The organism is Leucobacter sp. USHLN153, from assembly GCF_037145615.1.
Classification (GTDB): domain Bacteria; phylum Actinomycetota; class Actinomycetes; order Actinomycetales; family Microbacteriaceae; genus Leucobacter.
In genome coordinates, this window is sequence record NZ_JBBCXE010000007.1 from 74,813 (window position 1) to 99,546 (window position 24,734).

Below are 24,734 nucleotides of genomic sequence, written 5' to 3' on the forward strand. Positions count from 1 at the left end.
TCTGCTTGCAAAACTCTTCGGGTCCGAGGCATACGTCTGGGGAACGGCCTCGGAGCACTGGAGGGGTGAAATGGGGCTGAGTGCTGCGCGCGTGCGCGCCACCGGACTAGTGGCGGGAGCCGCGGTCATCGCGTTGGTCGGAGGGTCGCTGGTCTTCGGAGCGACCGCTGGAAACAGCGCGCCGACGGTTCGGACCGAGACGTTCGGCTACCAGTCGACGGCTCAGAGCTGGACGGTGCCAGCGGGCGTGACGGCGATCTCCGTCATCATGCGCGGCGGTGAGGGCGGCAACGGCGGCAAGGACGCCGCGCCCGCGCCCGACCCCGGCACGTTCCGCGGACTCGTCATGGGCACAGTGGACGTTGTGCCCGGCACCAAGCTCACGATCGCGCCCGGCGGCGCCGGCGTCACCGGACAGGACTCGGTCGGCGGAGCGGTCGCGCCGGCACAGGGCGGCGACAATCCGCTCGCCGGTTACAACGGCGGCACCGGCGGCCGCACCGGCACCAAGGGTTCCTCGGGGCAGGGCGGCGCGGGCGGTGCCGCGAGCGTGCTGCGCATCGACGGCGTCGACGTCGTCGCGGCGGGCGGCGGCGGCAACGGCGGCTCCGGCCAGTTCGCCCCGACGCGAGGCCGCCCCGCCGACGGCACCTTCGTCGGGCGAAGCGACACCCCCAACGCGACAGACGGGCAGACCGGCATGGACGCCGGTATCGCGTGCGCGGCCTCGAGCTGCACGAATGACGACGGCGGCGGATCCGGCGGCGGTGGCGGTGGCGCGGTCGGCGGCAAGCAGGGCGCCGTGGAGTTCGGCGCGGGAACCTCGAACGAGTGGTTCGGCTACGGCGGATCCGTAGGTCAGAACGCGACCGCCTCCTTCGCGGGTTTGACCGCGAGCTACGAGTACGTTCCGAGCAATTCGCACCCCGGCTCGATCGAGATCCGGTACGTCACCGGCACATCCGAGGCTCCCGCCGCGCCGCAGGCAACTGCGGGCAACTCGAGCGCCTCCCTCACGTGGGGCGCCCCCACGAACTTCGGCGTGGGCCCGATCCAGGGCTACGCCGTGCAGCAGAGCGCCGACGGCGGAACGACGTGGAGCGAGGCAAAGCTCACCGGATCCGCCGCCACGAATGTCGTCGTGGATGGTCTCCAGAACGGCACGGCCTACATCTTCCGAGTGGCGGCGATCACTCCCGCGGGCACGGGTGACTTCTCGCCGGCATCCGCCTCGGTCACGCCGATGGCGCCCCCTTCGGCGCCCGAGATCACGGGCGTCGACTCGCGGGACGGCATGCTCGAGACCTACTTCTCCGTCCCGGAAACGGGAGCAGCCCCGACGGGATACCAGTACCGCGTCGATGACGGCCCCTGGGTGACGCTCCCGACGATGTCGCAGCCTGCGCGCATCTACGGCCTGAAAAACGGCGTGGCCGTAGCCGTCCAGCTCCGGGCGCTCAGCGACTTCGGCGTGGGCGCGGAGAGCGAGCCCCGCACGGGTACCCCGATCGGTAAGCCGGGAGCGCCCACCGTCACGGGCGTGTCGGTGACGTCGGATTCGGCGACCATCAGCTTCACCGAGGGGTACGACGGCGGATCCGCCATCACCGTCCACCAGGTGAACGTCGATGGCCGCGGGTGGGTGAGCATGGGAAGCGCTGGGAGCCCGATTACCGTCACCGGCCTTGAGCCCGGGAAGACCGCGACCGTCCTCATCCGCTCCGGAAACGGAACGACGTTCAGCGACGCTTCGAACCCCGTGACCGTGACGACCGCGGCAGCGCCCGCAAAGCTCGAGAACGTCCAAGCCGAGCGCGGCGATGGCTCCATCACCATTTCGTACGAGTTCGGCGCGAGCAACGGTTCGCCAATCACCGGTGTCGAATACTCGCTCGACTCTGGAGATACCTGGCTCTCAGGCGGCACCAGCGCTCCGCTGGTCATCACGAAGCTCGCGAACGGCACGGAGCAGCAGGTGCAGCTGCGGCCCGTTAACGCGATCGGCGCGGGAGAGGCGGTCACGGTCTTCGCGACGCCCGCGGGCGTGCCAGGAGCACCGCTCATCACGGAGCTGGTCGACAGCGGCGAGGGATCGTGGCGCCTCGAGCTCTCGGCCCCCGAGCACAGCGGCGGATCGGCGATCACCGGTTACTCCTACACGACGGACGCCGGCGCGACGTGGCAAGAGCTCGACGGAGCTTCACCGTTCAGCGTCTCGAAGACGAGCGCGGGCGAGCCGCTGCTCGAGTCCGAGCGCTACGAGTTCTCCGTTCGCGCGCGCAACGAGGTCGGCTACGGCCCCGCGTCCCGGGCGCAAACCGAGGAGGGTCCGGCGGCCGTGCCGCTGCCGAACGCCCCGGTGATCGTCACGGTCGCGCCGCTGTCCGGTGCGCTCGCGGTGACCTTCAGCGCATCGGGCAGTGCGCCCATCTCGGGCTACGAGTACTCCGTCGACGGCGGAACCTGGACTGCGATCGATGGGCTCACCCCGAAGTTCACGATCACCGGTCTCACTGACGGCGTGCCCGCTTCGGTGCGCGTGCGTGCCGTGAACGCCACTGGCGCGGGCGAGCCTTCCGCTGCCGTGGCCGGGACCCCGCGTTCGGTGCCACTCGCTCCGACGCTCGATTCGCTGACGCGCACGGACGGCGCACTCACTGTCGCGCTCACTTCGGCAGGCGATGGTGGATCCGCCATCACTGACTACGAGTACTCGCTCGACGGCGGCGCATGGACCTCGACCGGGTCGACCGACTCGACGATCACGATTGTCGGTCTGCAGAACGGCACCTCCTACGCGGTGCAGATCCGCGCGAAGAACGCGGCGGGAGCGGGCAGCGGATCGAACGTGCTTATCGCTGCCCCCGCGAGCGCGCCGAGCGCGCCCGAGCTCGCGGGCACGCCCGGCGATTCCACCGTGAGCGTGCAAGCGACGTTCGCGAGTGACGGCGGTTCACCGTTGACGCGTATCGAGTACCGGGTCAGCGGCACCGAGAAGTGGATCGACGCTCGTAGCCTCACGGGTGTGCTGCTCTTGACGGGTCTCACGAACGGCGAGCCGCTCGTGCTCGAGGTGCGCGGCGTCAACGCGATCGGGAACGGGACGGCCGAGAGGGTGACAGTAACACCCATGACGGTTCCCGGAACCCCGACGAACGTCAAGGCCGTCGGCAACTCTTCTTCCGCCGACATCGCCTGGGACGCCCCGAAGTCCGACGGCGGAAGTCCGATCACGCAGTACGAGGTGGTCACGTACGACGCGAGCAACAGGCCGGTGATGTCCTCGTACACCTCCGACACCTTCGCCCACCTTCCGAGCCTCACGAACGGCCAGACGTACACGGTGACGGTTGCGGCGTTGAACGCGGCAGGCTACGGCCCCGCGTCGTCTCCCCGCGTCGCGGTGACCCCACGTCAGCGCCCGGCGGCTCCGGTCATCTCGTCGTTCGAGCGCGGCGATCAGTTCATTCGCGTCACCTTCCAACCCGGTGTCGTATTCGACTCACCGCTCACCGGTTATGAGTACACGACCGACTCCGGCAAGACGTGGATCGCGGCACAGGTTCCGGGATCCGCTACCGCACTCACCGTTCCGGGCCTGAAGAACGGCGTGACCGCCGACATTCAGATTCGTGCAACTTCGGACGCGGGGCCGAGCCTCGCCTCGAACGTTGTGCGGGGCGCGCCCTACGGGTACCCGAAGGCCCCCACGAGCGTGAGCGCGGCCCCCGGCGACAAGTCGGTGACCGCCAGTTGGACGCCCGCTGATCTCAACGGCAACACGCTGTCCAAGTACCTCGTCGTCGCGTTCAGCGCCGCGTCGGGCGGCACGCGCGTGGCCGAGTGCGAGACCACGAGCACCTCGTGCACGCTCACGGGCACCAGCGACGGGAAGACCAAGCTGACCAACGGCAGCACGGTCTACGTGTCGGTTCAGACCGAGACGACGCAGACGGGCGAGGCGTCGCCGTTCTACTCCGAGCGGTCGGAACCGCGTGTGGCGGTCACGCCCAATGCCGCGGGCACCGCTCCGACCCTGGCAGCCCAGACGCGCACGGCTGACGGGTTCACCGCGAAGGTGACGAACTATTCCGCGACGTCAACGTACGAAGTGGTGGCGTCCGCGGGGGCGGCGAAGATCGACGCTTCGGGCGTGATCACCGTCACGGGGCTCGCAACGGGAGCCTCGGCGAGCGTGACCGTCACCGTGAGTCGTGCCGGCTACACGAGCGCGACCGCGTCGATCTCTAGCACCGCGCTCGAGACTGGTGTGCCACCGGTGTTCGGGGAAGTGGTGCGCGGGGACGGGAGCTTCCGGGTGCCGGTGACCTTCCCGGATGATCCCAACGCGACAGTGACTTTCTTCGGCGACGTGCCGGAACACGCGGTGACGACGATGGGCCCGGGTTATGTGGAGGTGACAGGGCTGGCAGACGGCGCGTCCGGTACCGTGACGGTGTCGATCTCGAGGAGCGGGTTTACCGAGGCCAGCGCTTCGGTGACCGGGAGTGCGCTCGACGCTGCGGTTGTGCCTCAGGTTTCGGCCATCGAGCCCACGGCAAACGGCTTCACATTCGAGATCACGAACCATGATGACGCCGCATTCGCGGTCGAGACCGGCAGTGGATCGGCAAGCGTCGACCCCGCAACCGGCCGCGTCACGGTGAGTGGTCTCGCTGCCGGCGAGAGCGCCACCGTGACCGTGCGGTCGACGCGTGACGGCGCGAAACCGGGCAGCGCGAGCGTGGACGGGGCGGCGCTCAAGTCGATTCCGGACGTCAAGCTCGCGACGCCGGAGCGGCGAGCCGACGGCTTCACGGTCGCCATCGAGAACTTCGACTCTGAGTTCACGTACGAGATCGATGAGGACCAGCTGCCGGAGGGCGTGACCGCAGAGATCGTGGACGGTTCCGTCGTGGTGTCGGGGTCGGCTCCCGGCACGCCCGTGACCATTCCCCTGCGCATCAGCCGCGAGGGTTACACGCCCACGATCGCCGAGGTCACCGGCGCTGCACTGCCCGTGGGGGTTGCGCCCGTGCTCGGCGAGGCGATCCGCACCGCCGATGGGTTCTCCATGGAGATTCTGAACTTCGACGAGGAGACGGAGTACCTGGCGAACGCGATTCTGCTTCCTCAGGGCGGGCAGGCCGGGGTTGACGGCATCTACGTGAGGGTGTCGGGGCTCGCTCCGGGGCAGGCCGGGCAGGTTATCGTCGTCGCTTCACGCGAAGGTCGCAGCGATGCCGCGACGACGGCGACCGGGAGCGCACTGAACGCCGCCGTTGCGCCGACGTTTGGCGTGCCGCAGCGCACCTCAGACGGCTACACCGTGGAGATCTCCAACTTCGACGCGGACGCAGAGTACGTGCTGTCCGTGCCCGAGGGGCTCGTCGCGAAGCTCGACGGTTCGCGGATCGTCGTGACCGGCGCTGACCCCGCGGAAGAGGTCACCGTGGAGGTGCGTGTCGTTCGCGACGGGTTCGTGGATGGCACGGCCAGCATCACGGCGTTCGCGCTGGACGCCGACGATGCACCGGGCGACGACGCCGATGGCGCGGGCGGTGGCGCCGGTGGTGGCGCGGACGCTGGCGGCGGCGCGGGCGCTGGCGGTGCTGGTGCTGGCAGTGACGCGGCTTCGGGTGCCGACGACGGCGAGAGCGCGCTCGGAGGCGGCAACGCTGGGGCGGACGAAGGTGCCGCCGCCCAGAGCGGTGCGCTCGCAGCCACCGGCGCACCCCTACTGATCGGCCTCGCCTCGTTCGGGGGTCTGCTGGTCGCGGCCGGCGCTGTGCTGACGGTGCGACGGCGCCGCACCTCGGAGTCGTAGAGCGGATCGGCGGGGGCGCGAGCCCCCGCTGATCCTGCCCCGTCGAAGCGGCTCGAGCACGGCGCCGCGCCCGATACCACAGCGCGAGCGCCATTGCCGCCCCCTGGTTCGCGGGGGCGAGCGCTGGCACAGTTGGCGCATGGTGAACTCGACAGTATCGAACTCGACGGCATCGAACTCAACGGCATCGAACTCGAACGCACCGGCCACGCCCGTGACGCGCGCCACCGACGTGCTCGGCCGTGCGCGGCGCAAGGTGGTCGTGAACATCGCGAAGCTCGCGCAGGACGATGCGCCGAAGATTCTGACCCGCGGCTACGGCTTCGGCGAGATGATTTGGAATCGCACCCGGGCCGGGGCGCGCGCGGTGCCGTTCCGGCTGCTCGGGCGACCGGCGCTGCTCGTGCGCGGTGCGGAGGGCGTTGCCACGTTCTACGACAACGACCGGATCGCGCGCCACGGCGCGATGCCCGCCATCGTGCAGGAGACGCTCTTCGGGCACGGCTCGGTGCACAGCCTCGACGGCGACGCGCATCGGCATCGCAAGGCGACCTTTGTCGACGTGGCGTACGAGGACGCCGCGGTCGCCGCGATCCTTCCACTGCTCGAGCGCGAGTGGCGCGCGGAACTGAATGAGTGGATCGCCGGCGGCGACCGCTCGGCGTACGACGCGGCGGTCGGCGCGCTCGGGCGCGCGGTCATGCGCTGGGCGGGCCTCCCGGGAACCGACGGCGCGCTCACCCGGTGGGCGGCGCGCATGGCGCAGATCGTCGACGGCTTCGGAGCGCCGTACTCGCCGAGCTACCCGCTCGCGACGGCGAATCGCGCCTGGTCCGATCGCCATGCAAAACAGCTCATCGAGGCGGTGCGCGCGGGCACGCTCGAGGCCCGCCGCGGCAGCGCGCTTTACGAGTGGGCGTGGCACCGCGACGAGCAGGATCTGCTGCTCGCACCGAAGCTTGCGGGCATCGAACTCCAGAACAGCATGCGCCCGATGGTCGCGGTCGCTCGCTTCGTCGCGTTCGCGGCGAAGGAACTGCACGACCGACCCGAGTGGCGTGAGCGCGTCGCCGCCTCGGTCGCGGAGCGCGGGGGAGCACTCACCGAAGACCCGATCGCGGTCGCCTTCGCGCAGGAGGTGCGCCGCACCGCCCCGTTCGTGCCCGTGCTCCCGGGCTGGGCGACCACGGACATCGAGGTCGACGGCGAGACCGTGCCCGAGGGCGGGCGCGTCGTGCTCGACATCCTCGGCACGAACACCGACGATCGGTCATGGGAGCGGCCGAACGAATTCGATCCGGGCCGCTTCCTCGGCGTCGACGACTACGAGGCTATCGAGACCTTCGTGCCCCACGGTGGGGCCTCGGTGCCGAACGGTCACCGTTGCCCGGGCGAGAAGCTCGCGATTGCGGGCCTCGCGGCGGCGGTCGCGGCGATGAGCGACCCGCGCGTGCGGATCCTGGACGACGGGCTCGAGGTCAATCGGCGACGGCTCCCGACGAAGCCAGCGTCGGGCGGCATGGTGCGCGCGACGGGCGGGCACGGAGCGAGCAGGGGAGCGGCCCCGAGTCGCTGCCCGGTGCACTGAGAGGCAGCACCGAGTGACACAAGAACCGGTTCGGCTCTGAACGCGGTCGGGTAGCGTGCTTGCATGACGAGCGAGCGCGTGCATCCGTACCTTCAGGGGGCGGCGAACCCGCGCGTGATCGCCCACCGAGGGCTCGTGAACGCGGAACTCGCCGCGGCGGGCATCGCAGAGAACACCCGCGCAGCGTTCGAGGCCGCGACGAACGCGGGCGCCGACATCCTCGAGACCGACTGCCACCTCACGCGCGACGGAACCGTGGTGCTCGCGCACGACCCGGATCTCACGCGCGTCGCGGGCGACCCGCGCAAGATCGCGGAGGTGGATCGCGCGGAGCTCGAGCGCGCATTCGCCGAGCGCGGGGGCCTGCTCACGCTCGAGCGGGCGCTCGAGGAGTTCCCCGAAGCCCGCTGGAACATCGACGTGAAAGCGGCCGCGGTCGCCGCGCCCCTCGGGCGGATCGTCGCGCCGCACGCGCACCGCGTGCTCGTCACGAGCTTCTCGGAGCGCTGGCGCCGCAGCGCCCTGGGCGCGGCGCGGGAGGCGGGCTGCGCGATCCTGCCCGCGACTTCGCCGGGAAGGGGCGCGCTGATCCGCCTGCTGCTCGGGCTGGCGACCGAGCGCGCTGCCGGCTCGCGCCGAGGTGTCGCACGGGCGCTTCAAGGCCTCGACGCCCTCCAGATTCCCGAGCGGCACGGGCGCATCCGCGTGCTCACGCCGCGCCTCGTCGAGGCGGCGCATGCGCACGGCGTCGAGGTGCACGTGTGGACGGTCAACGACCCCGGGCGCATGCGGGAGCTCGTGGCGATGGGGGTCGACGGGGTGGTGACGGATCGCACGGACGTCGCCATCGCGGCGCTCAGTCGCGGCTGACCTGCGCGCGATACACCGCGAGCAACCGGAACGGCCCGACCCGCTCCGCACGCCACCCCTCGGGTAGCTCCGCCGCGATCTCGCCCACCGTGAAGCTCCGCCGGATGCTTCGCAGCCCGTCGACGCGCAGCAGCGAGCCCGGCGCGAGGGGCGCGATCCCGATCGCGAAGCCGGCATACGCGAGCCGGCCGCGGGCGATGTCGGAGTGGACGGCCAGGCGATCCGCCAGCTTCTCGGACTCGGCGAACCACGCGGCGCGATCGGCATCGCCAAGGTGGTGCAGTACATGGTTCGAGATCACGACGTCGAAGCGGGCGCCCTCGGCGACGAGGTCTCGGCTCATGCACTCGCGGTACTCGACGCCGGCGATGGGGCGCGTGACGCGAGCGACGGCCAGCGATCGGGGGTCGGGATCGATGCCGAGGCCCTCCACGTCGAACCCGTCACGGCGAGCCCGCCGCACGATGCGCCGCAGCACATCGCCACCTCCGCAGCCGAGGTCGAGGATGCGGAGCGGGCGTAAGGCGGGGGAGTCGCTCGCCCGGGCAGACTCTACTCGCGCCGCAGACTCCGCGCGCGCCGCCGACAGTGCCGGCCGCACGTGCGTGCGGTACACGCGCCCCCACGACGACACCGCGCGATTCACGAGGTCGAAGCGCTCGAGCGTGCGACGCAGGCGCTCCGGGTCACAGTCGGGATCGTCCATCAGCTCCCGCAGCTCGGCGTCGCGCCGGGCGAGCGACACGCGTGACACCCCGCTCATGCCGGCGCGGCTGCGGTCTCGAGCGCTTCACCGGCCCCACTGAAACCGCCAGCGGCGGCAGCGAGTTCCTCCCCGGCGCGCGGCCGATCCGCCCCCGACCGATTTGCCCCCTCGCGCACGAAGCGTGCTGTCTCGACCGTCAGACCCGGCCCGAAGCACAGCCCCGCGACGCTCGCGCCGTCGGGGATCGAGTCGTCGGCGAGGATCCGCTGCAGAATGAACAGCACGGTCGCGCTCGACATGTTGCCGTACTCCCGCAGCACCTCGCGCGAGTGTGTCATCGCGTCGGCAGGCAACTCGAGCCCGCTCTGCACGCGGTCGAGCACGCTGCGGCCACCGGGGTGCACCGCCCACGCGTCGATGTCGCCCGGTGCGCTCTGGTCGTCGGCGAGCATGGGGCCGACCACACCCGCGATCTCCCGACCGATGATGCGCGGCACGTTCGAGGTGAGGCGCATTTCGAAGCCGTGGTCGCCGATGGTCCAGTCCATGTCCTCCTCGCCCTCCGCGGTGATCGCGGTCGAGAAGTCGCCGAGCACGAGGCTGGGGGCGGATCGGCGCGCAGGCAGCGGATCCGACGCGACGACCGCGGCGGCCGCGCCGTCGCCGAACACCGCGGAAGCCACGATCTGCTCGGGGTCGCTCGACGAGCGGATGTGGAGTGAGCAGAGCTCGGTGCAGACGACGAGGATCACCGAACCGGGTTCTGCCTGCGCGATCCGAGTGGCCGCGCGCAGTGCGGGGAACGCGGCGGCGCAGCCCATGAAGCCGATGTGGGTGCGCTCGGCGCTCGTGGGAATTCCGAGATCGCGGACGAGGAGGAAGTCGGGGCCCGGCGCGAAGAAGCCGGTGCACGAAGCTGTGACGACGTGCGTGACCGCGCTCGCCGCGACTCCCGCCCGGTCGAGGGCGTCGCGTGCAGCCTGAGATGTGAGCCGGGGCGCCTCCTCACGGTAGACGCGGTTCCGCTCACCGGTGGTGGGATGCCGGAGCTCGCCGCGATCCTGCACGAAAGTCTCAGCATGGGGCGCGGCATCGGGCGCGCTCTCGCCGGCTGCCGGCGCCCCGAGCCCGCCGATCACCGAGTACCGTGTGTCGATCGCCGACTGGTCGAAGGCCGCCCCGATGAGCCGCTGTGTCAGCCGATCCGCGCCGGGCTGGGCCGCGAAGAAGTCGCGCATCTGCGGTTGTGCGAGACGGGTGCTCGGCACGGCGGTGCCGACGGCGAGGATCCGGGAGACCATGCACGCAAATCTACTGACGCCGCCCACGTTTGCCCAGGGCTTGACAGAGCATACGGGTCGCAGCCCCGTACATATGGGTCGCAGCCTTGTGGCGCACCGCGCCACGGCTCGCTCACGACCCGCCGAACCTGGGCGTGAGCTGGGGAAGCTACTGCATCACCCGCCCACCGCGCAAGCGCCTGTCTGCGGCACCGCCCACCATCCACACTGAAATACAGCGGCGGCGCGGGGCAACTCGGGTACCACCGCCAGGAGAACTGCTGAGCAGACAGGCAATAGGCAGTCAAGATACGCAGTCAACATATAAAGGAGAACGTCGTGAAGAACTCACCGAACCGGATCGTCGGAGTCATCTTCGGCGCCGTCTACGTCTTGGTCGGATTGCTCGGTTTCGCCGTCACCGGCGGCGTCGGCTTCGTGGCGACCGAGGGCGGCCTGCTCCTCGGCATCTTCGAGGTCAACCCGCTGCACAACATCGCCCACCTGCTGATCGGCGCGGTGCTGCTGCTCGCCGGCCTCGCCAACGTGCGCGCCGCGAAGGGCGCGAACGGAACGGTTGGCGCGGTCTACCTGCTGCTCGGTATCGTTGGCTTCTTCATCGCCGACACCGCGGCGAACATCCTCGCGCTGAACACCGCCGACCACATCCTGCACCTCGCGAGCGCCCTGGTGCTGCTCGTCGTCGCAATCGCGGCCGACAAGCGAGTCGACGGCGTCGGCACCGCTCACGCGCGCCCCGTCGTCTAAGTCACAAGCATCGTCCAACTTCGGAGATCCGCATGATCGCAGCACTGTGGCCGGCCCTCGCAGCACTGGGGGCCGGCCTCGTGCTGTTCGCGACCGCGGCCGGCGCACCGGCGGTGCTCGCTCTGCTGCTCGGAGGTGCCGCGGCCGCGGAGCTACTGTGGGCGCTCGCCGTGCTGCGTGCGGGCCGCGTCGTCGCGCCGCGGGGCGCCGTGGCAGGCGGTGCGATCGGGGTGCTGGGGGCGGGCTTCCTGCTCCTCACCGGGCCACTCGCGCTCGTGCCCTTCGTCGCGCTGTTCATCTTCCACTGGTCGATCGCGATCGCCGGTGTCGTCGCGCTGCGGCGGGGTGCGGATCGCCGGGCGCCGGCCCGGGTGGGCGTCGATGGGCAGCTTGCTGATCAGCGGGCCCCGGCGGAGGTAGTCGCGGGCGGGCAGCTTGCGCATCAGCCGCGCGTGAGCGCTGCCCGTATCGAGCCCGCCGGATCTGCCGCCGCTGTAGGAACGCTCCCACGCTCGCGCTCAGCAGGATCATTCACACTCGTGCTCGTGGCCGAAGCGCTGCTCGTCGCCGCGATCGCGACGCCCGCGCTCGCCGCGAGCGAGGCAGGGGAGTTCGCGGTGCCGCACGGAACGTTCGGGCACGGGCACGCGGGGCACTGAGTCGGGGCAGCGTGCTGCCATTCGACTCCCACACACGACCGCAAGCGAAAGGGGACATCATGCGGCCAGTTGAACTATTGCAGGATCTCGCGAGGAGGCCGCTCGACGCGGCCGAGGCGCTGCGCGAGAAGCTCACACCGGAGCTGCTGAACGCGCACCCGCACCACGACAACTCGGCCGCGTGGCTGCTCTGGCACGCCGCGCGCGAGATCGACGCGCAGGTCGCGGATCTCTCGGGGGAGGCGCCGGTGTGGACCGCGCAGGGCTTCGACCGGAAGTTCGCGATCGACCTGCCCGACCCCGGAAACGGCTACGGGCACTCCGCGCGCGAGGCCCGTTCCATCGTGTGCGACGACGCGGACCTGCTCCTCGACCACCTGCGAGCCGCCGTCGAGGCTCAGCTCGCGTACTTGGAGAAGCTCGAGAACACCGCCCTCGGTGAGGTGATCGACGACTCGTGGGATCCGCCCGTGACGCGCGCTTCCCGGCTCATCAGTGTTTCTGCCGACGCGCTCGAGCACGTGGGTCAGGCGGCATACGTCGCGGGCATGAGCCAGGGGGCGTTCGAGTGAGCGGGGAAGGATCGCGCGTGGCGGGATCCGCCACGGCTGCGCCTCCGCCCGAGGAGCGAGGCTTCTTCGCGAAGATCATCGCGCGCGTGCTTCGCCTCCAGCTCGTTCGCGCATTCCTCCGCTACAGCGAACACCGCGGCGCGATGCTCGCCGACAGCATCACCTATCGTGCGCTCTTCAGCGTGTTCGCGGGCGTGCTGCTCGGATTCTCGATCGCCGCGCTCTGGCTCGGGTCGAACCCCGAGGCGATGGGCAAGCTCATCGAGACGCTCGACCAGGTAATTCCAGGCATCGGCGATCTGGTCAAGCCCGAGGACGTGAAGGCGCCTGCGGGCTTCACGATCGCCGGCATCATCTCGCTCGTCGGCCTGCTCGGCGCTGCGATCAGTGCTATCGGGCGGATCCGCACGGCGTTGCGCACGCTCGCCGACGAGATCCACGACGACGTCTTCATCCTCTGGGTGATCTTCCGAAACCTCCTCGTGGCCCTCGTCTTCGGCGGGCTGCTCGCTGCCGCGGCCGTCGCCTCGGTCGTCGGCTCGGTCGGCATCACCACCGTGCTGTCGTGGCTCGGGATCGGCGAGGGCCCTGTGACCGAGGTGCTCACGCGAGTGTTCGGCATCGTGGTGGTGTTCGTGATCGACACGGTCGCGATCGCCCTCGTCTTCCGGATTCTGTCGGGAGTGCGGGCGCCCGCGAAGGCGCTCTGGGGCGGCGCGATCATCGGCGGCATCGGGCTCGTGGTGCTGCAGGAGCTGTCGGGCCTCTTCGTTCGTGGCGCGACGTCAAACCCGCTGCTGGGCTCGTTCGCGGCGCTCATCGCCCTGCTGCTCTGGATCAACCTGTCGTCGCAGGTGATCCTCATCTCGTGCAGCGTCATCATCACCGCAACGAAGGAATCGCGTGACCGTCTCGGCGAGAGGTTCGGCGCGGAGACCATGGTGCAGCACCGTCGGAAGCGCGCGGAGGAGCTCGTGCAGTCGTCGACGCGGGAGCTGCGAGCCGCGCAGCAGGCTGAGCAGGAGGAGCAGGAGAAGGCGGCGGAGGCTGCCGAGGCTGCCGAGAAGAAGGACGACTGAGGTTGTTGCGGGGCGGCGAGTTGTCGCGAGACGGGGTGTTGTTGCGGGTCGCGTTGCTGCGGCTCGCGTAGTGGTGACGCGAGAAACGCGAATGTCGGTGCCCGGGGATAGGGTGGGGTCGTTGCCGTAAGCGCTCCGTTGCAGCGCCGCGCGGTGTGATGGACGACACGATTCGCCGGCCCTGGGGGCCGAAACTGGGAGGCAGGCGCACATGGCCGATTCGACGCAGCAGCAGTTCGAAACCGCGATCCGGAGTGCCGCAGGTGCGGGGCACGATCGCACGCTCGAAGACCTGCAGCGCCTCGTGCGCATCCCGTCGGTCTCCTGGCCCGCGTTCGATCCGGCGAATGTCGCCCGCAGCGCGGACGCGATTGCGGAACTGCTCCGCGAGACCGGCGTCTTCGATGTGGTCGACGTGCGGCGCGCTCCCGTCGAGGGCGGCACGGAGCTCGGACACCCCGCAGTGGTCGCCCGCCGGGAAGCGAAGGCGGGGCGGCCGACGGTGCTGCTCTACGCGCACCACGATGTGCAGCCACCGGGCAAGGACGAGGACTGGGAGACGCCGCCCTTCGAGCCGACCGTGCGAGACGGCCGCATGTACGGCCGCGGAGCCGCGGACGACAAGGCGGGCGTAATGGCGCACATCGGCGCGGTCCGGTCGCTCGCCGCGGCTGCCGAGGCGGAGGGCCGCGAGCTCGACCTCGGCATCGCGCTCTTCATCGAGGGCGAGGAGGAGTGGGGCTCGGAATCGTTCGGCAACTTCCTCCGTGAGAATCGCGAACTGCTGGAGGCGGACGCGATCATCGTGGCCGACTCGAGCAACTGGGACGAGGTGACTCCCGCGCTCACGGTGGCGCTTCGCGGGGCAGTCGCGTGCAACGTGCGCATCGACACGCTCGATCACGCGTCGCACTCCGGCATGTTCGGGGGCGCCGTGCCCGACGCGATGATGGCCGCCGTGCGTCTCCTCGACACGCTGTGGGATGCCGACGGCTCGGTCGCCGTCGAGGGCTTCGGATCGGTCGAGATGGACGTTCCGCACTACGACGAGGATCGCCTGAGGCAGGAGACGGGCCTGCTTGACGGCGTGCAGCCGATCGGGCGCGGCGCGATCCTCTCTCGGCTGTGGGCGCAGCCCTCGATCTCGATCACCGGAATCGACGCGCCCGATGTCGCGAACGCGTCGAACACGCTGATTCCGGGCGTCCGCGTGCGCCTCAGCGGACGCATCGCGCCGGGCGAAGACCCCGTCGCAGCGTACGCGGCGCTCACGAAGCACCTCGAGGATCACGCGCCGTTCGGCGCGCGCGTCACGATCGAGGAGCCGAACCTCGGTCAGCCCTTCAAGGTCGACACGAGCGGATGGGCGGTCGCCGACGTGCGCGGCGCCATGGCCGACGCGTGGGAGCGGGAGCCGGTCGACATCGGAGTCGGCGGATCGATCCCGTTCATCGCCGAGCTCGTAGATGAGTTCCCTGCCGCGCAGATCCTCGTGACCGGCGTCGAGGACCCGGACGGTCGTGCGCACAGCCCGAACGAGTCGCTGCACCTCGAGTCGTTCCGGAAGGCCGTGCTCACCGAGGCGCTCTTCCTCGCGCGGGTGAACACGCACGACGCGTAAGGGGTGCTGGCGCGGAGCGTGGCGGGGCTCGCGCTCGTGAGGGCGCGTGCTCGTGTTCGTATTCGTGCGGAAGTGCGCGCGAGCGGCCCGCCGGCAGGAACCGCTAGTGCTTGTGCGGCGGGATCGCGTCGATCGCGGCTCCGTCGGCTTGCTTCGGTGCTGATGATTCGGAGCTCGCCTGCTCCTGCGCCTGCGCCTCCGCCTGCGCCTTGAGCAGGTCTCGGATCTCTCCGAGAAGGTCGATATCGCTCGGGCCGGTCGGCGCCTCAGCGACCTTCGGCCGGAACTTGTTCATCGGGAGCACGAACACGAAGTAGACGACGGCCGCAACGATCAAGAAGTTCAGGGCCGCGCCGATGACCGCCCCGAAGGCGATCTCGCCGCCTCCGGGGAGCCCGACCTTGAGCGCGCCGTCGAGCGAGTCAGCGCGGAAGACCATGCCGATGACCGGGTTGATGAGCGAGTCGACGACGCGCTGCACGAGCGCGTTGAACGCGGCGCCGATGACAACCGCCACCGCCAATTCGATGACGTTACCGCGCAGGATGAACTCTTTGAACCCCTTGAGCATGTGCCCCTCCCTCATTCTTCGCTCCTACGTTAGTAGACGGCGGGCACGAGCAGGAGCCCCGGTCGCGCCGTCGCGAACGGGGCTCCAAGTTGCAGTCCTCACTGGGGCGCTGAGGGGTGCGGCATCTCAGCTGCGGCCGAAGCGTTTACGCCCAGCTCGAGGTGCTCCCTGCGATACCGAACACTGAGATCCAGAAGAGCAGTGAGACCACCGAGAGCAAGAAAGCTACGCCACCGGTGCAGATGCCAGTGATGGCCATGCCCCTGGACTGTGCCTTGCGCAATGCAAGGATGCCCAGGATGACCGCAGCCGCGCCACCGAGGAAGCCGACCACGTTGCCGATGAACGGTATCACGCCGAACACGAGGCTCGTGATTCCCACGACGAGCGCGGTGATGGCGAGGCCGTTGCGCGCGGGCGCGCCGTAGGGGCCGTACCCGGGTGCGTATCCCGGCGAGTACTCGGGTGCGTAATTCGAGGCGGTCTGCGGAGCGGGCGGGTAGGTCTGGGCGTGCGTGTCATAGGGCTGCGCGGGTGCATCGTACGGCTGCGGTGCTGAGCCATACGGCTGTGCGGGGGCGCCATTCAGCTGTGCGGGTGCGCCGTAGGGCTGTGGTGCCGAGCCGTAGGGCTGTGGTGCCGAGCCGTGGGGCTGTGGTGTCGAGCCGTAGGGCTGCGATGCCGAGCCGTAGGGCTGTGGCGCTGAGCCATGCGGCTGCGCGGGTGCGCCGTACGGCTGCGGCTCACCAGCCGGCGAGTTCTTGTCGTCGACAAGCTCGACTCGGGGCGCGAAGTCAGTGGGAAGCTGTGACGTCGGCTGCGGCGCAGTGATGTGCGGCGGCTGCGGGCTGGCCGGAGGCGTCGACGCAGGCGTGCTCTGCTGCGGTGCGTGCTCGTCGCTCGGCGTGTTCGGGTCGGACATGAGCGCGGCGCTCCTTCTGAGGTCGAATGGGTGTCCCGAAGGTACACCGCCGCGATGCAGCGAAGACCCCCGAGGCTGCAGCTGATCGCTCGCTGCACTCAGTCCATGTTACGCGGGTCGCCCCACCGAGGCGCAGGAGTGTGCGCCTCGGGATCCGCACCCGTGCACCGGCTCGCTCGTCGCCGAGTGAGCGCTCACCTGTCGACACTCACGCCAATGTCGGCGGCATGGCCTAGCGTGAGTCGCATGGAGTTCCTCGGAGCAATGCCCACGGTCGACCTCACCTACTCAGACGTGTTCCTCGTGCCGCGTCACTCGGAGCTGCGCAGCCGGTTCGAGGTCGGTCTCGCGCCCGAAGATGGCACCCCGGCGACGATCCCTCTTGTCGCCGCCAATATGAACTCGGTAACAGGCCCGCGTCTCGCGGCGGTGCTGGCGCGACGCGGTGGTCTTGCGGTTTTGCCGCAAGACCTGTCGATCGCCGACATGAGCGATGCGATCCACCGGGTGAAGGGCGACCCCGTATTGGTTGACGCGCCGGTCGTGCTGCCCGCAGCAGCTACCGCCGCCGACGCACTGCGGTGGATCCCGCGGGCTGAGGGCCAGTCGGTGGTCGTCGCTGATGGCGGAAGCGGCGATGAGCCCTAGAGCGGTCGCGCGATCCCGATCTCCGCGGTGCGGGGCGTGCTCACCGCTCACCGCCTCGCCCAGGTACCTGCCGACGCGCGCCTCGGTGACCTGCTCCACGGCTCCACACCCGTCCTCGATGAGTCCGAGCTCGGCTCCGGAAGTGTGGATGCCGCCCGCGCGAACTTTGCGGCGGTTGACGCGGCTCTGAGCCGCGACCCTTCGGGCGCCGCGGAGGCCGTGTGCATCGCGCGCGACGGAAGGCTGCTCGGTACGCTCTCGCGACGCTCCGCGCTTCGCGCATCAATCTACCGTCCGGCGCTCGACTCCGAGGGCCGCCTCGCTGTTGCCGCAGCCGTGGGCATCAATGGCGACGTTGCGGGGAAGGCGCGTGCGCTCGCCGACGCAGGCGCGGACGTGCTCATTGTCGACACCGCGCACGGTCATCAGGCCGGGATGCTGCGGGCGCTCGAGTCCGTGGCCGCGCTCGACCTCGGACTCCCGATCGTTGCGGGAAACATCGTCACTGCAGAGGGCGCGCATGATCTGGTGGGCGCGGGCGCCACGATCCTGAAGGTGGGTGTCGGCCCGGGAGCGATGTGCACGACCCGCATGATGACAGCTGTGGGTCGCCCCCAATTCTCGGCGGTGCTCGAGACCGCGCATGCGGCGCGTGAGCTCGGGGCGCACGTCTGGGCCGACGGCGGCGTGCGCTACCCGCGCGACGTCGCACTCGCGCTCGCCGCCGGTGCGTCGTCCGTGATGATCGGGTCCTGGTTCGCGGGCACCGCTGAGTCACCCGGCGAACTGCATGCCGACGCCGACGGGCGCCAGTACAAGGAGTCGTGGGGCATGGCGTCGACGAAGGCCGTGCAGGGCCGTTTCGGTGCGCTCGACGCGTTCGAGCGCGCTCGGAAGGAGCTCTTCGCCGAGGGCATCTCCTCCTCGAAGATCTACCTCGATCCGCAGCGCCCGAGCGTCGAAGACCTGCTCGACATGATCACCGCGGGAGTGCGCTCGTCGTTCACCTACGCGGGCGCAGGCAGCGTCCCCGAGTTCCATCTGCGCGCTCGCGTGGGGCTGCAATCGGCGGCGGGCTACGAGGAAGGCAAGGCGCTGCCCGTCTCCTGGTGACACCGCCCTAATAGACTGAACGTCTACGACCGTAAGGAGTATCGGTGAAGTACATCTCGACCCGCGGCGGCATGGAGCCGGCCCCGTACAGCGCGATCCTGCTCGAGGGGCTTGCGACCGACGGCGGGCTTGCCGTGCCGGAGACGCTGCCACAGGTGTCTCCGGCCGAGATCGAGTCCTGGCGTGCACTGAGCTACCCGGAGTTGGCCGCGGAGATTCTGAGCCGCTTCGCCACCGATATTCCTCGGGAAGTTCTCGAGCGCATGACGCGTGACGCGTACGCCTCGGAACGCTTCGTGGCCGAGGAGATAGTGCCGCTCACCCGCATCGACGACGAGATCTCCCTCGTCGGGCTCTCGGAGGGGCCGACCCTCGCGTTCAAAGACATGGCGATGCAGTTCCTCGGGCAGGCGCTGGAGTACGTGCTCGCTCGCACCGATCGCGCGCTCAACATCATCGGCGCGACCTCGGGTGACACCGGCTCGGCAGCCGAGTATGCGCTGCGCGGTAAAGACGGCGTCGCGGTGTTCATGCTGTCCCCGCAGGGCCGCATGAGCGCGTTCCAGCGAGCGCAAATGTACTCGCTCGACGACGAGAACATTCACAACATCGCAATCGACGGCGTCTTCGACGATTGCCAGAACCTCGTGAAGGCGCTCTCGGGCGACCTCGACTTCAAGCGCATGCACCACCTCGGCACGGTCAACTCGATCAATCTGGGCCGCATCACTTCGCAGCTCGTCTACTACTTCTGGGCGTGGTTGCGCGCGAGCGACGGCGTACCCGCAGCGGAGCGTGCGGCGTTCGAAGTCTCGGTGACCGTGCCGTCCGGCAACTTCGGCAACATCCTTTCGGGGCACCTCGCGAAGTCGATGGGGCTTCCGCTGCGCAAGCTCGTGCTCGCGGCGAACGAGAACAACGTGCTCGACGAGTTCTTCCGCACCGGCGTTTACGCTCCGCGAAGCGCCGCCGAGACCCATGCGACCTCGAGCCCGTCGATGGACATCTCGAAGGCTTCCAACCTCGAGCGCTTCGTCTTCGACCTACTGGGCCGTGACCCCGAGCGCCTCGCCGCCGCGTGGCGCGAGCTCGACGAGACCGGCCGCATCGACCTGACCGGGGAACTACCGCGCTTCGATGCGGAATTCGGCCTGCAGAGCGGCACGAGCACCCATGCGGATCGCGTGGCCACGATCCGCTCGGTCTTCGAAGGCAGCGGGCAGCTCATTGACCCGCACACCGCGGACGGCGTGAAGGTAGCGCGTGAGCACCTCGAGCCGGGCGTTCCGATGCTGGTGCTCGAGACCGCGAAGCCCGAGAAGTTCCCGGACATCGTGTTCGAGGCGACGGGGGAGCGACTCGGGATGCCCGAGCATCTCGCGGACCTGCTCGAGCTCCCGCAGCGCGTGACGGAGATGCCGGACGACGCGGCGCAGCTGCGCGCGTTCATCGCGGAGCGCGCAGTGCAGCGTTAGGGGAGCCACGCTTCGCGGGGGCGCGACAGGCGCCCCGAGCGGGAGGCATGGCGCGGACGAGGCAGCACCGGGCAGGACCCGTGAGCGCCAGCAGTACCGGGAAGTACCCGCTAGGACGAGCAGTATTGGGCAGCACCGGGCAGTACCGACGAAGGGGAGATTGATGTTCGGTTGGGGAGCAAGACGCGAGTTCGATGATCGGCTCGCGCAGCTGGAGCTCGGCGTCACGCCCGGACACACGGCGCCGCGCAACGTGAAGGGCGCGTGGAGCGACGGCTTCGGTCTGCTCGCGACCCGCGCGCTCCAGATCGGCATCGTGCTGCTGCTCACGGCGGCGGTCATCTGGGGCATGCGTGCGCTCACCACCGTCGTGATCCCGCTGCTGCTCGCCGTGATCCTCGCGAGCACTTTCGCGCCCGTGACCGCGTGGCTTCGGCGGCATCGTGTTCCGTCGGCGCTCTCCGCGGTCGCGGTGCTGCTGAGCATCGTCGTGATTCTCACGGGCGTGGGCTGGCTCATTGTCTGGGCCGTGCGCGACCAGTGGGACGACCTCGCTTCTCAGGCGCAGGATGGCTTCTCTCAGCTCGTCAGTTGGTCAAAGACTCTTCCGTTCATGCCCGACGAGTCCCAGCTGCACGACTGGGGCGATCAGATCGCCGACTTCCTCACGAGCGCTCAGTTCGGGTCCGGCGCGCTGGCCGGCGTGGGGGTTGTCACGACCTTCATCACCGGGCTCGTGCTCATGGTCGTCGTGCTGTTCTTCTTCCTCAAGGACGGCCCGAGCATCTGGCAGTTCCTGCTTCGCCCCTTCGAAGGAAAGGCGCGACGCCGTGCGGAGCGCGCCGGAGCGAAGACCGTTGAAACGCTCGGCTCCTACGTGCGCGGTACCGCCGCGGTTGCCGCCGTCGACGCACTCGGTATTGGGCTCGGGCTCCTTATCCTGCAGGTGCCACTCGCGCTGCCGCTCTCCGTACTCGTGTTCGTGCTCGCGTTCATCCCCATCGTCGGTGCGACCGTCGCGGGCATTCTCGCGGCGCTCGTGGCGCTCGTCGCGAACGGACCGATCAACGCGGTCATCGTCGTGGGCGTGGTGATCCTCGTCAACCAGCTCGAGGGCAACTTCCTGCAGCCCGTGCTGATGGGGCGCGCGCTGAAGCTGCACTCGCTCGTCATCCTGCTCGCATTGACCATCGGTACGGTGCTTAGCGGCATCCTCGGCGCCGTGCTCGCGGTGCCGATCGCCGCCGTCGCCTGGGGTGTGATCAAGGTCTGGGATGGTCCCGAAACGCCCGCGAGGTGGGCGAGGCCGCAACCCACGGAACTCGTCTAAGTAGCGGGGCTCGCAGCCCGGATGCTCACCGGTTCCGTGTGACACTCCCGGGCTGCGCGCCCCGATTTGGCTCGAGGGCCGGGCATGTGTTTATATATATGAGTTGCCAGCGCGGCGGGGAAGCCCGAAAAGCCGGCAGCAGCGTTCGGCCCCATCGTATAGCGGCCTAGTACGCCGCCCTCTCACGGCGGTAACGCGGGTTCGAATCCCGCTGGGGTCACCGAGCAGCGAAAGCCTCACCTTCGGGTGGGGCTTTCGTCGTATCTGGGATGAGGGCGGGATTCGAACGTAGGGTTGCGGGCCTGTGGGCCCGCCGCGGGTTGCGCGGAAACGCTTTGCGTTTCCTTGCGAGCACCGCGGGCCTGTGGGCACGCCGCGTGTTGCGCGGAAACGCGGTGCGTTTCCTTTCAAGCACCGCGGGCCTGTGGGCCCGCCGCGGGTTGCGCGGAAACGCTTTGCGTTTCCTTGCGAGCAACCCGCGCCCATCAGACAGTGGATCACCGGTGGAACGGGCCGATTCGGGAGATTCGACCCGTTTGACGAGTTTTCCACTGTACAACGGGCGAGCAATGCTCGCTCTGAAGAGACCGGTAGCCCGCTCCGCGCGCGCCATGAATGTCGGTGGTGCGCGAGTATGCTGGAGTGGTTCTCAAGCACGAAGGAGCGTCACGTGACCCGTACCATCAAGCTCGCAGTGATTCCGGGGGACGGGATCGGCCCCGAGGTCATCACCGAGGCGAATCGCGTGCTCGACGCGGTGCTCGAGGGCGGGGACGTGCAGCTGGATCGCACGGTGTTCGAGCTCGGAGCGGAGCGTTACCTCAAGACGGGCGACACACTTCCGGAGGACGAGCAGCGCCGCATCGCTGAGCACGACGCCATCCTCTTCGGCGCGGTCGGCGGCGTGCCGGGTGATCCGCGCCTCAAGCAGGCGAACATCGAGCGCGGGCTGCTGCTGAAGCTGCGGTTCGACTTCGAGCACTACGCGAACGTACGCCCCTGCACCCTGTTCCCCGGTGTCGAGTCGAAGCTCGCCGACCCCGGTAACGTCGACTTCGTCGTCGTGCGCGAGGGAACCGAGGGGCCGTACGCCGGGAACGGCGGCACGCTGCGCCCGGGCACTCCTGCCGAGGTCGCGACCGAGGTTTCCGTGAACACGGCATTCGGCGTCGAGCGCGTGGTGCGTCACGCTTTCGAGACCGCGCAGTCGCGTCCGCGCAAAAAGCTCACCTGGGTGCACAAGACGAACGTTCTGGTGCACGCGGGCTCCATGTGGCAGCGCATCGTCGAGTCGGTCGCCGCTGAATACCCCGACATCGCGGTCGACTACATGCACGTCGACGCGGCGACGATCTTCATGGTGCAGGATCCGCCGCGCTTCGACGTCATCGTGACTGATAACCTGTTCGGAGATATCCTCACGGACCTGGCCGGCGCTATCGGCGGCGGCATCGGGCTCGCGGCCTCCGGCAACATCAATCCCGACGGCACGTTCCCGAGCATGTTCGAGCCGGTGCACGGCTCTGCGCCCGACATCGCGGGTCAGCAGCTGGCAGACCCGACCGCGGCAATCCTCTCCGCGGGTCTCATGCTCGATCATCTGGGGCTCAGCGCGGAAGGCGACCGCATTCGCGACGCCGTCCGCGCCGACCTTGCCTCCCGAGGCGCGCAGTCGCGCGGCACCTCGGAGATCGGCGATGCCGTGATCGCACAGTTGCCGCAGCGCGGGGCCTGAACCCGCAACCTTGACGCGAAAGAGAACACCATGAGCGACCTGCAGTTCACCCGCACCGAGGCTCCTCGGCTCTCACGGGAGGAGCGCGAAGCAATCCTGAACGATCCCGGCTTTGGTAGCCACTTCACCGACCACATGGTTTCCATCGTGTGGACGAAGGGTGAGGGCTGGCACAATGCCGAGGTCATTCCGTACGGTCCGATCCCCATGGATCCCGCCGCCTCTGTGCTCCACTACGGGCAGGAGATCTTCGAGGGGCTGAAGGCCTACCGGCGCCCCGACGGATCGATCGTCACCTTCCGCCCGGAGGCGAACGCCCAGCGCCTCAATGACTCGGCGCGGCGCCTCGCACTCCCCGAGATCCCCGAGGAACTGTTCATCAAGGCGATCCACGAGCTCGTCACCATCGACGCAGATTGGGTGCCCTCGGGCGCCGATCAGAGCCTGTACCTCCGTCCCTTCATGATCGCGGATGAGAGCTTCCTGGGCGTACGCGCTGCGGAGCGCGCACGATTCCTGATCATCGCGAGCCCCGCCGGACCGTACTTCACCGGCGGTGTGAAGCCGGTGTCGATCTGGCTCTCCGAAGATCACGCGCGCGCCGGCCGCGGCGGGACGGGAGCGGCGAAGTGCGGCGGTAATTACGCGGCGTCGCTGCTCCCGCAGCAGGTTGCGGCGGAGAACGGCTGCCAGCAGGTGCTCTTCACCGACTCCGCCACCGACGACACGATCGACGAGCTCGGCGGCATGAACCTGTTCCTCGTGCGCTCGGACGGCACGCTCGTGACCCCGCAGCTCAACGGCAACATTCTCGACGGCATCACGCGCCGCAGCCTGATCCAGCTCGCGAAGGATCGCGGCCACGCGGTCGAGCAGCGCGAGGTGACCGTGTCCGAGTGGCGCGAGGGCGTCGCCCAGGGCACGATCACCGAGGCCTTCGCGTGCGGCACGGCAGCTGTGATCACGCCGATCCGGCAGCTCAAGTCGACGGACTTCACCATCGACGTCGGTGACGCTGCCCCGGGCGAGCTCACCATGTCGCTCCGCGAGGAGCTCACGGGCATGCAGTTCGGCTTCGTCGAGGACCGCCACGGCTGGCTCGACGTCATCGTGCCGGCGGCGGAGCTGGTGCGATGAAGGTTGCACGGTTCCGGGTCGACGGCGAAATCGCGTTCGGTGTCCTCGATGAGGCGGAGCAGGGGAGTGGCATCGAGCTCGTCGAGCTGACGGGTGACCCGATCGTCGCCGGCTATGACACGACCGGGCGGCGATTCAAGCTCGAAGAAACGCAGCTGCTCGCCCCGGTCATCCCGCGATCGAAGGTGGTGTGCGTCGGCAAGAACTACCTCGACCACGTCACCGAGATGCAGGATGTCACGGGGATCGCGGGAGGCGTTCCCGAGGAGCCGCTGCTCTTTCTGAAGCCGAACACGTCCATTGTGGGACCTGGTGACGCAATCGTGCGGCCCGCGATCTCGGACCGAGTCGAGCACGAGGGCGAGCTCGCGATCGTGATCGGCGCGGTCGCGAAGGACGTGTCCGAGGAAGACGCACTGCGATACGTCTTCGGGTACACCTGCGCGAACGACGTGACGGCCCGGGATCTCCAGGTCAAGGACGGTCAGTGGACGCGTGGTAAGGGCTTCGACACGTTCTGCCCGCTGGGTCCGGTCATCGATACGGATCCCGACCTTTCCGACGCTCGCGTGGTGACTCGGGTGAACGGCGAGGTCAGGCAAGACGGACGCACCTCGCAGCTGATCCACTCGCTCGCCTACATCGTCTCCTACGCGTCGCAGGCGTTCACGCTGCTCCCCGGAGACGTGATCTTGACGGGTACGCCGGCGGGTGTGGGGCTTCTCGAAGCCGGTGACACGGTCGAGGTCGAGGTCGAGGGAATCGGAATCCTCCGCAACCGGGTCGTCTGACCCCGACCGGCTGCGGTCGGTCCCGACGAAAACACAGGTGTT

17 protein-coding genes, 1 tRNA gene and 1 pseudogene are annotated in these 24,734 nt (G+C 69.2%); 15 read left to right on the forward strand and 4 right to left on the reverse strand.

Annotation, left to right across the window (positions count from 1 at the left end):
- Positions 1-70: 70 nt before the first annotated feature.
- The 3 genes from WFH00_RS11695 to WFH00_RS11705 all read left to right on the forward strand — a co-directional run bounded on the left by WFH00_RS11695 (position 71) and on the right by WFH00_RS11705 (position 8,285).
- Entirely contained in the window at positions 71-5,827 is a 5,757-nt protein-coding gene (locus WFH00_RS11695; RefSeq protein WP_336661024.1) for a fibronectin type III domain-containing protein, read from the forward strand.
- 139 nt (positions 5,828-5,966) lie between these two features.
- Positions 5,967-7,415 carry a cytochrome P450 gene (locus tag WFH00_RS11700; RefSeq protein WP_336661025.1) on the forward strand — a complete coding sequence of 483 codons (1,449 nt, stop codon included), beginning with the start codon at positions 5,967-5,969 and terminating at the stop codon, positions 7,413-7,415.
- A gap of 63 nt (positions 7,416-7,478) precedes the next feature.
- Positions 7,479-8,285, forward strand: coding sequence for a glycerophosphodiester phosphodiesterase family protein (locus tag WFH00_RS11705; RefSeq protein ID WP_336661026.1), 807 nt, complete (start codon positions 7,479-7,481; stop codon positions 8,283-8,285).
- On the opposite strand, the gene WFH00_RS11710 is transcribed toward WFH00_RS11705, so the two are convergent.
- Both WFH00_RS11710 and WFH00_RS11715 read right to left on the reverse strand, forming a co-directional pair.
- Complete coding sequence (locus WFH00_RS11710; RefSeq protein WP_336661027.1) at positions 8,272-9,048, reverse strand: methyltransferase domain-containing protein; 777 nt, start codon at positions 9,046-9,048, stop codon at positions 8,272-8,274. The genes WFH00_RS11705 and WFH00_RS11710 overlap by 14 nt on opposite strands.
- Complete coding sequence (locus WFH00_RS11715; RefSeq protein WP_336661028.1) at positions 9,045-10,292, reverse strand: type III polyketide synthase; 1,248 nt, start codon at positions 10,290-10,292, stop codon at positions 9,045-9,047. The genes WFH00_RS11710 and WFH00_RS11715 overlap by 4 nt, the downstream gene beginning before the upstream one ends.
- Before the next feature lie 318 nt (positions 10,293-10,610).
- On the opposite strand from WFH00_RS11715, the gene WFH00_RS11720 reads away from it, so the two are divergent.
- The 5 genes from WFH00_RS11720 to WFH00_RS11740 all read left to right on the forward strand — a co-directional run bounded on the left by WFH00_RS11720 (position 10,611) and on the right by WFH00_RS11740 (position 14,970).
- Positions 10,611-11,039, forward strand: coding sequence for a DUF4383 domain-containing protein (locus WFH00_RS11720; RefSeq protein WP_336661029.1), 429 nt, complete (start codon positions 10,611-10,613; stop codon positions 11,037-11,039).
- A gap of 32 nt (positions 11,040-11,071) precedes the next feature.
- Positions 11,072-11,698: a hypothetical protein gene (locus WFH00_RS11725; protein ID WP_336661030.1), complete on the forward strand. Its 627-nt coding sequence runs from the start codon at positions 11,072-11,074 to the stop codon at positions 11,696-11,698.
- A 59-nt stretch (positions 11,699-11,757) separates the two neighbouring features.
- Positions 11,758-12,270, forward strand: a complete 513-nt coding sequence (locus WFH00_RS11730) for a mycothiol transferase (RefSeq protein WP_336661031.1) — start codon at positions 11,758-11,760, stop codon at positions 12,268-12,270.
- Positions 12,271-12,287: 17 nt separating this feature from the next.
- A complete protein-coding gene (locus WFH00_RS11735; protein ID WP_336661032.1) occupies positions 12,288-13,349 on the forward strand; it encodes a YihY/virulence factor BrkB family protein in 1,062 nt (353 codons plus the stop codon).
- 211 nt (positions 13,350-13,560) lie between these two features.
- On the forward strand, positions 13,561-14,970 hold the full coding sequence (locus WFH00_RS11740; RefSeq protein ID WP_336661033.1) for a dipeptidase: 1,410 nt from the start codon (positions 13,561-13,563) through the stop codon (positions 14,968-14,970).
- A gap of 103 nt (positions 14,971-15,073) precedes the next feature.
- Here the strand turns inward: WFH00_RS11740 and mscL are convergent, their stop codons facing one another.
- Entirely contained in the window at positions 15,074-15,556 is a 483-nt protein-coding gene (mscL, locus tag WFH00_RS11745; protein ID WP_336661034.1) for a large conductance mechanosensitive channel protein MscL, read from the reverse strand.
- Between the two features lie 130 nt (positions 15,557-15,686).
- The gene (locus tag WFH00_RS11750; RefSeq protein WP_336661035.1) at positions 15,687-16,463 is read right to left on the reverse strand and encodes a DUF4190 domain-containing protein; all 777 of its coding nucleotides are present in this window, start codon (positions 16,461-16,463) and stop codon (positions 15,687-15,689) included.
- A 246-nt stretch (positions 16,464-16,709) separates the two neighbouring features.
- On the opposite strand from WFH00_RS11750, the pseudogene WFH00_RS11755 reads away from it, so the two are divergent.
- From WFH00_RS11755 to WFH00_RS11785, 7 genes and pseudogenes are all read left to right on the forward strand, one after another.
- A pseudogene (locus WFH00_RS11755) lies at positions 16,710-18,224 on the forward strand (GuaB1 family IMP dehydrogenase-related protein).
- Positions 18,225-18,268: 44 nt separating this feature from the next.
- Positions 18,269-19,699 carry a threonine synthase gene (gene thrC / locus WFH00_RS11760; protein WP_336661036.1) on the forward strand — a complete coding sequence of 477 codons (1,431 nt, stop codon included), beginning with the start codon at positions 18,269-18,271 and terminating at the stop codon, positions 19,697-19,699.
- A 163-nt stretch (positions 19,700-19,862) separates the two neighbouring features.
- Complete coding sequence (locus WFH00_RS11765) at positions 19,863-21,029, forward strand: AI-2E family transporter (RefSeq protein ID WP_336661037.1); 1,167 nt, start codon at positions 19,863-19,865, stop codon at positions 21,027-21,029.
- Positions 21,030-21,176: 147 nt separating this feature from the next.
- A tRNA-Glu gene (locus WFH00_RS11770) sits at positions 21,177-21,249 on the forward strand.
- A gap of 450 nt (positions 21,250-21,699) precedes the next feature.
- Positions 21,700-22,764, forward strand: coding sequence for a 3-isopropylmalate dehydrogenase (locus WFH00_RS11775; RefSeq protein ID WP_336661038.1), 1,065 nt, complete (start codon positions 21,700-21,702; stop codon positions 22,762-22,764).
- Positions 22,765-22,794: 30 nt separating this feature from the next.
- A complete protein-coding gene (locus tag WFH00_RS11780) occupies positions 22,795-23,901 on the forward strand; it encodes a branched-chain amino acid aminotransferase (RefSeq protein WP_336661039.1) in 1,107 nt (368 codons plus the stop codon).
- Positions 23,898-24,692 (forward strand): fumarylacetoacetate hydrolase family protein, encoded by a 795-nt coding sequence (locus tag WFH00_RS11785; RefSeq protein ID WP_336661040.1) that lies wholly within the window; start codon positions 23,898-23,900, stop codon positions 24,690-24,692. The genes WFH00_RS11780 and WFH00_RS11785 overlap by 4 nt, the downstream gene beginning before the upstream one ends.
- Positions 24,693-24,734: the final 42 nt, after the last annotated feature.